A 7714-nucleotide genomic window follows, 5' to 3' on the forward strand; every position below is an offset into this window, starting at 1 on the left:
AGGCGCTGCTGGCGCGCGTGACGGGCGTGCTGGCCCGTCAGGCCCAGCGTGCCGCCGAGAACGGTCTCATCGGCGCGCTCGCCCTCGGAGCGAGTGACGTCGTCCTGCGGGGCGCCAGGCGCGTCCCGGCCGACTTTGACGCGCGTTTCTCAGCGCTGGAGCGGCGGTATGTCTACCGCATCGACGACGGCGCGCCGTCTCAGGGGCGCAGGGCCTACGACCCGTGCCGGCGCGGCCAGGTGCTGTGGGTCGGGCAGGCCCTCGATGTTGAGTCCATGGCGCTCTCAGCGCGAGGCCTGCTGGGTGAGCACGACTTCCTGTCCTACTGCAAGCCGCGCGAGGGGGCGACGACGATTCGCACCCTGAGGCGCCTGGACTGGCAACGCGCCTCCAGCGGGCCGGACGCCGGGCTGGTCACGCTCACCGTGGTGGCTGACGCCTTCTGCCACTCGATGGTGCGCTCGCTGGTGGGGGCAGGCCTCGCCGTCGGCCAGGGGCGTCAGCCGGTCTCCTGGCCGGCCCGGCTGCTGGCGGCGCGTAGCCGGGACCAGGCGGCGCCGGTAGCCCCGCCTTACGGACTGACGCTGGAGGAGGTCGTCTACCCGCCCGACAGCGAGCTCGCTGCCCAGGCACGCCGTGCCCGGGTGGTGCGCAGCCTGCCGGGGCCGGGCGATGACGACTGTGGCTGCTGAGGGTGCGCCCCACGTGGCGGGTTTCACGGGGCAAGGAGCCGTCAACCTTTTGACCCTCTCATAGGCGCGCCGGTATGGTGGGCAATCGTCGTGCAGCACGTATGTGCGCTTCCGCGGTGCCGTCCCACTCGCCCCGGTACGCCAGTGCTCCGACCACTCACCTGACCATGGTGGTCTCGCTGGACAGCGTTGCTTAGAGCGCTGGTTCCGGCGTGTCCACTCGCCAAGAGAAACGAAGGCAACGCCCGTGCGCACGTACACACCGAAGCCCGGCGACGTCGAGAAGAACTGGTACGTCATCGACGCCACCGACGTCGTCCTCGGCCGCCTCGCGGCCCAGGCTGCGACCCTGCTCCGTGGGAAGCACAAGCCCCAGTTCGCCCCGAACGCGGACTGCGGCGACTACGTCATCATCATCAACGCTGACAAGGTCGCCCTCACCAACGGCAAGGCTGACAAGAAGTTCGCCTACCGCCACTCCAACCACCCCGGTGGCCTCACCGCGGTCTCCTACCGTGAGCTGCTCGCGACCCGCCCTGAGCGCGCCGTCGAGAAGGCTGTCAAGGGCATGGTTCCGCACACCAAGCTCGGTCGCGCCCAGCTGAAGAAGCTCAAGGTGTACGCCGGCGCGGAGCACCCGCACGCCTCCCAGAACCCGCAGGCCTTCGAGATCACCCAGGTCGCCCAGTAAGCGCTCCAGCGCTCGGCACCCCGCGACAAGCAAAGGACATATCGTGGCTGAGACCACTGTCGACATTGACGCGCTGGACGAGGAGAACGCCCCCTCCAGCTACACCACCGAGACCGAGGGCTCCGTTGAGGGCCGTGGCCAGTCCATCACCGCTCCCGGTGCTGGCCTGGGTCGCCGCAAGGAGGCCGTCGCCCGCGTGCGCCTCGTTCCTGGCACCGGCCAGTGGACGCTGAACGGCCGCACCCTGGAGGACTACTTCCCCAACAAGCTGCACCAGCAGCTCGTGCGCGCCCCCTTCACCATCCTCGACCTCGAGGGCCGCTTCGACGTCATCGCCCGCATCAACGGTGGTGGCATCTCCGGCCAGGCCGGCGCTCTGCGCCTGGGCATCGCCCGCGCCCTCAACGAGATCGACCGTGAGGCCAACCGCGCCACGCTGAAGAAGGCCGGCTTCCTCACCCGCGACGCTCGTATCGTCGAGCGCAAGAAGGCCGGTCTGCACAAGGCCCGCCGCGCTCCGCAGTACTCCAAGCGCTGATCCGGCAGCTGGCGCCTGGAGCCAGCGCTACGTCTGTACGACGACGGCCGGTCACCTCCTAGCGAGGTGGCCGGCCGCCGTCGCGTCTGAGTGCCCTTGAAGAAGTGTCCCGTGCCGCGAGGGGGTGGACTCGCGGCACGGGAGTGGTGGTTGGAGCGGCTGGGTCGGCGTGGACGCCGGTCAGCCCATGCGCATGACGACCTCGGCCAGCAGACGCGCGATACGCGGGGCTGCCTGCTGACCAGCCTCGATGACCTCGGCGTGGGACAGCGGCGTGGGGGAGATGCCGGCGGCCAGGTTGGTCATGAGGGACAGGCCCAGCACCTCCATCCCGGCCTCGCGCGCGGCGATGGCCTCCAGGGTGGTGGACATACCCACGAGGTCGCCTCCCAGGATCCCCGCCATCTTGACCTCGGCCGGCGTCTCATAGTGGGGGCCTCGGAACTGGACGTAGACGCCCTCGGGCAGGCTCGGGTCGACCTCATGGGCGAGGTCGCGCAGGCGCTGGGAGTACAGGTCGGTCAGGTCGACGAAAGTCGCCCCTTCCAGCGGGGAGGCGGCTGTGAGGTTGATGTGGTCGCGGATGAGGACGACCTGGCCAGGCCGCCAGTCGGGGTTGAGCCCGCCGCAGCCGTTGGTGAGGACCACCTGGCGGGCGCCGGCGGCGGCAGCCGTTCGCATACCGTGCGCGACGGCTCGCACCCCGCGCCCCTCGTAGAAGTGCGTGCGGCTTCCCAGGACCAGCGCGTAGCGGTCGGTACCCGTCACGCGGATCGAGCGCATGACCGGCACGTGGCCGGCGACGGCAGGAGCGTGGAAGCCGGGTACCTCAGCGGCGGGGATCTCGCTGACGGTCTCGCCGATGAGGTCCGCGGCGCCGCCCCAGCCCGAGCCCAGGACCAGGGCGAGGTCATGGCGGGCGACGCCGGAGCGGCTGGCGATGACCTGGGCGGCCTCGCGCGCGAGATCGAAAGGACCGGTGGTCTCATGCACAGTGGTCATCGCCACAACCTAGTCCATGAGCACGGCCAGGGGACAGGCCACGCTCACGCACGCCACTGCGTGGGCGTGGAATGATGGAGACGAACCGATCACAGGAGGAACACCCATGGCACGACTCTTCGGCACCGACGGCGTGCGCGGCCTGGCCAACGACCTGCTCACCCCGGCCCTGGCCGTTCAGCTCGGTGAGGCGGCGGCCCAGGTCCTGACCCGGCAGACCCCGGCCTCCAAGCGCTCGCGCAGCGGGCGACCGCGCGCCATCGTGGGCCGTGACACCCGTGCCAGTGGCGAGTTCCTCGACCACGCCATCTCGGCCGGCCTGGCCTCCTCCGGCGTGGACGTCACCCGCGTGGGCATCCTGCCGACCCCTGCCATCGCCCACCTGACCGCGACCCAGGACGTGGACCTGGGTGTGGTCATCTCCGCCTCCCACAACCCCTTCCAGGACAATGGCATCAAGTTCTTCGCCCGCGGCGGCTACAAGCTGGCCGACGCCGTCGAGGACGAGATCGAGTCCCTGCTCGGCACGATCGACCAGCTGCCCACCGGCGCGGGGGTGGGCCGGGTCATCAAGGGCGAGACCGTGGCGGACCAGAACTACATCAATCACCTCGTCGACTCCGTGGCCACCGACCTGTCCGGCCTGCGCATCGTCGTGGACGCCTCCAACGGGGCCGCCTCGAACGTGGGCCCGGCCGCCCTGCGCGCCGCCGGGGCGGAGGTCATCGTCATCAACGCCTCCCCGGACGGTCTCAACATCAATGACGCCTGTGGCTCTACCCACCCCGAGCAGCTCCAGGCCTACGTGCGCAACGTGGGCGCGGACATGGGAGTGGCCTACGACGGCGACGCCGACCGCTGCCTGGCCGTGGACGCCGAGGGCAACCTCGTTGACGGCGACCAGATCATGGGCCTGTTGGCCATCGGTATGAAGGAGGACGGCACCTTGGGCTCCGACACCCTCGTGGTCACCGTGATGAGCAACCTCGGCCTCATCCTGGCCATGAAGGAGCACGGTATCCGCACCGTCCAGACCGGCGTGGGTGACCGCTACGTGCTGGAGCGGATGCTCCAGGGCGGCTACACCCTGGGTGGGGAGCAGTCCGGTCACGTCATCGACTCCCTGCACGCCACCACCGGCGACGGCGTGCTCACCTCCTTGCGCGTGGCCGCGCGGATGAAGCGCACGGGCAAGTCCCTGGCCGAGCTGGCCAGCGTGGTCACCCGCCTGCCCCAGACCCTCATCAACGTTCGCGGTGTGGACAAGGTTGCCGCCGGCACGGACAAGACCGTGCAGGACGCCGTCGCCGCAGCCGAGGCGCGCCTGGGGGAGACCGGCCGCGTGCTCCTGCGTCCCTCGGGCACTGAGCCGGTCGTACGCGTCATGGTTGAGGCCGCCACCCAGGAGGAGGCGGACGAGGTCGCCGGTCAGCTGGCGGGCGTCGTCAAGGACACGCTCTCGCTGTAGGCCCCTGGCGAGCCGGACGACGGCGGGGCCCACCTTTCCAGCGAAAGGTGGGCCCCGCCGTCGTCGCGTGGATGGGACACCAGCGCGAGCAGGGACCCGTGCTGGCGCGTGCCCGCAGCCGCGCCGGACTCAGGCCTTGCGTAGACGCACCCGGCTCATGTGGTGGTCGGCGTCCTTGTGCAGCACCAGCGTCGCGCGCTCACGCGTGGGCTCGATGTTCTCCTTGAGGTTGGCCAGGTTCACGCTCTCCCAGATCCCGCCGGCGACCGTGAGGGCCACGTCGTCGGGCAGGGAGGCGTAGCGGCGGAAGTAGGAGCGCGGGTCGCGGAAGGCCGTGCGCTTGAGAGTGAGGAAGCGGTCCAGGTACCAGCTGCGGATGTGCTCGGGATCGGCGTCGACGTAGATCGAGAAGTCGATGAAGTCGGAGACCGCCAGGGTGGAGCCACCCAGGGGCTGGTGCCCGCGTGGGGCGGGTTGGAGGACGTTGAGCCCCTCCAGCACGAGCACGTCCGGGCGCTCGACCGTGATACGCCGCTCGGGCACGATGTCATAGACCGTATGGGAGTAGACCGGCGCTTTCACCCGGGGTGCCCCGGACTTGACCGCGGCCACGAAGTCGAGCAGCGCGTGGCGGTCGTAGGACTCGGGGAAGCCCTTGCGGGTGGTCAGTCCCCGCTCCTCCAGGACGGCGTTGGGCAGGAGGAAACCGTCCGTGGTCACCAGGTCCACCCGGGGCGTGGCCGGGAAGCGGCGCAGGAGGTGGGCAATGAGGCGGGCGGTCGTGGACTTACCCACTGCCACCGATCCGGCGACGGCGATGATGAAAGGGGTCGGGCGCTCATCCACCCCCAGGAACTCAGCCGTCGCCTGGCCTCGGGCGCGGGTGGAGGTGATATAGGTCTCCAGCAGCGCCGTGAGGGGACGGTAGACGACGTCGACCTCGGGCAGGTCGATCGGGTCGCCCAGGCCCCGCAGCTTCTCCACGTCCGCCTGGGTCAGGGGCAGCGGGGCTGAGGAGGCCAGGGCCCGCCACTGGTCGCGGGAGAGCTCGATGAAGGGGGAGGGTGCGCTCACGGCTCCAGTGTGTCCTATCGGGGTGCGTGACGCCTAAGCCTGCCCGCCACGCTGACAGCGCAGTGCGTTGATCGATGCCCTCGAGCGTGGTTGCATCGCTCCCATGTGCGGAATCGTCGGCCACACCGGTCCCCTTGCAGCCTCTGACCGCTCGCTTACCGTCCTGCTGGACGGCCTGGGACGCCTGGAGTACCGCGGATACGACTCGGCTGGGGTCGCGCTGGTCGGTCCGGGCGGCCTCGACGTCGTCAAGGCCGCCGGCAAGCTGGACAACCTGCGTGCCGCGCTGGCTGCTACCCCGCCTCACCCGGCCTCGGCCGGCATCGGGCACACCCGCTGGGCCACCCACGGCGGCCCGACCACCGAGAACGCCCACCCGCACCGCGCCGGCAGTATCGCGCTGGTGCACAACGGCATCATCGAGAACTTCCGCACCCTGCGCGCCGAGGTCGAGGAGGCTGGCCGCGTGCTGCTGTCCGCCACGGACACGGAGGTCGCGGCTCATGTGCTGGACATGGACTTCACTGCACGCCTGGCCCAGGTCCAGGCCACCGGAGAGGAACCGGGGGCTGACGTCGTCGCCGGTCTCCTCGTGGAGGCGATGCAGGCGGTCACCAAGCGGCTGGAGGGCGCGTTCACGCTGCTGGCGGTCACGCCCCTGGCCCCCGGCGTCATTGTGGCCGCGCGTCGCTCCAGCCCGCTGGTCATCGGCCTGGGGGAGGGGGAGAGCTTCCTGGGCTCGGACGTGGCCGCCTTCGTCGCCTTCACCAAGAGGGCTGCCGAGGTCGATGACGACCAGGTGGTGCTCGTCAGCGCTGACTCGGTGACGGTATGGGACGCGCAGGGCCGCCAGGTCACTCCGCGCACCTGGGAGGTGTCCTGGGACGCCTCGGCCGCGGTCAAGGGCGGTTACGAGACCTTCATGGACAAGGAGATCCACGAGCAGCCCACCGCGGTGGCGGACACCCTGCGCGGGCGCGTGGACGAGCGCGGCGAGATCGTCCTGGACGAGATGCGGATCGATCCCTCCGTGCTGCGCAGCGTGGACAAGATCATCGTCATCGCCTGCGGAACCGCTGCCTATGCGGGGCACGTGGCCAAGTACGCCATCGAGCACTGGTGCCGGATCCCGGTGGAGATCGAGCTCGCGCACGAGTTCCGCTACCGCGACCCGATCGTGAGCGAGAAGACGCTGACGGTGGCCATCTCCCAGTCAGGGGAGACGATGGACACGATCCAGGCGCTGCGCCACGCTCGTGAGCAGGGATCCAAGGTCCTGGCGATCGTCAACACCTACGGCTCCACCATCGCGCGCGAGGCGGACGCCGTGCTCTACACCCACGCCGGCCCTGAGGTCGCGGTGGCCTCGACCAAGGCCTTCCTCGCCCAGATCACGGCCTGCTACCTGCTGGGCCTGTACCTCGCCCAGCTGCGGGGCAACAAGTGGCCGGACGAGGTGGCCGACTACCTGGGCAACCTCGGACAGATCCCGGCCAAGATCGAGCAGCTTCTCGACACCCAGGAGGACAGGATCAAGGCCCTGGGGGCTGAGCTGTCTGATCGCAGCTCCTTCCTGTTCCTGGGACGCCACGTGGGCTACCCGGTGGCCCTGGAGGGGGCGCTCAAGCTCAAGGAGCTGGCCTACGTGCACGCCGAGGGCTTTGCCGCAGGCGAGCTCAAGCACGGACCGATCGCCCTGGTGGAGGAGGGGCTGCCGATCTTCGTCATCGTCCCCACCCCGCGCCGCCCTGTGCTGCATGACAAGGTCATCTCCAACATCCAGGAGGTGCGTGCCCGCGGTGCGCGCACGATCATCATCGCGGAGGAGGGTGACGCCGCGGTGGACGCCTATGCCGACGACGTCATCCGGGTCCCGCGTACGCCGACCCTCATGTGGCCGTTGCTCACGGTGGTCCCGCTCCAGGTCTTCGCCGCCGCGCTGGCCGGGGCCAAGGGGCTGGACGTGGACCAGCCACGCAACCTGGCCAAGTCCGTCACGGTCGAGTAGGAGCTGGCCAGGAGAGCCGAGTGCTCCACTGTGCAGGTCGGTGGGTGAGGGTGCAGGACCGCGGTGCACACCCACCCACCGACCTGCACACTCGCGATGAGAGGGAAGCGGGCAGGCTCAGCCCTCGGCCAGGACGACGGCGGTGGCGGCCCCGCCGTCGTGAGACAGGCTGAGGTGCCAGCGTGAGGCGCCGAGCTCGGCGGCGAGCCCGGCGACGACGCCGTGCAGCGCCAGGCGCGCA

At 70.1% G+C, this 7714-nt stretch carries 7 protein-coding genes; 5 read left to right on the top strand and 2 right to left on the bottom strand.

The annotated features are described in order from the left end of the window. The 3 genes from HMPREF0058_RS04050 to rpsI form a co-directional block, all read left to right on the top strand. On the top strand, positions 1-692 hold a 692-nt coding region (locus HMPREF0058_RS04050), incomplete at its 5' end, for a tRNA pseudouridine synthase A (RefSeq protein WP_006548412.1). A 247-nt stretch (positions 693-939) separates the two neighbouring features. Continuing rightward, a complete protein-coding gene (gene rplM, locus HMPREF0058_RS04055; protein ID WP_006548414.1) occupies positions 940-1383 on the top strand; it encodes a 50S ribosomal protein L13 in 444 nt (147 codons plus the stop codon). 43 nt (positions 1384-1426) lie between these two features. Next, positions 1427-1921, top strand: coding sequence for a 30S ribosomal protein S9 (gene rpsI / locus HMPREF0058_RS04060; RefSeq protein ID WP_006548415.1), 495 nt, complete (start codon positions 1427-1429; stop codon positions 1919-1921). A gap of 180 nt (positions 1922-2101) precedes the next feature. Here the strand turns inward: rpsI and HMPREF0058_RS04065 are convergent, their stop codons facing one another. Continuing rightward, positions 2102-2923, bottom strand: coding sequence for a purine-nucleoside phosphorylase (locus HMPREF0058_RS04065; RefSeq protein WP_040319685.1), 822 nt, complete (start codon positions 2921-2923; stop codon positions 2102-2104). A gap of 106 nt (positions 2924-3029) precedes the next feature. On the opposite strand from HMPREF0058_RS04065, the gene glmM reads away from it, so the two are divergent. Then, a complete protein-coding gene (gene glmM / locus HMPREF0058_RS04070) occupies positions 3030-4391 on the top strand; it encodes a phosphoglucosamine mutase (protein ID WP_006548417.1) in 1362 nt (453 codons plus the stop codon). Between the two features lie 129 nt (positions 4392-4520). On the opposite strand, the gene coaA is transcribed toward glmM, so the two are convergent. Next, entirely contained in the window at positions 4521-5465 is a 945-nt protein-coding gene (coaA, locus tag HMPREF0058_RS04075) for a type I pantothenate kinase (protein WP_006548418.1), read from the bottom strand. 103 nt (positions 5466-5568) lie between these two features. On the opposite strand from coaA, the gene glmS reads away from it, so the two are divergent. Next, a complete protein-coding gene (glmS, locus tag HMPREF0058_RS04080) occupies positions 5569-7473 on the top strand; it encodes a glutamine--fructose-6-phosphate transaminase (isomerizing) (protein WP_006548419.1) in 1905 nt (634 codons plus the stop codon). Positions 7474-7714 lie beyond the last annotated feature (241 nt).

Origin of the sequence: Actinomyces urogenitalis DSM 15434 (assembly GCF_000159035.1) — a bacterium.
Taxonomy (GTDB): Bacteria; Actinomycetota; Actinomycetes; order Actinomycetales; family Actinomycetaceae; genus Actinomyces; species Actinomyces urogenitalis.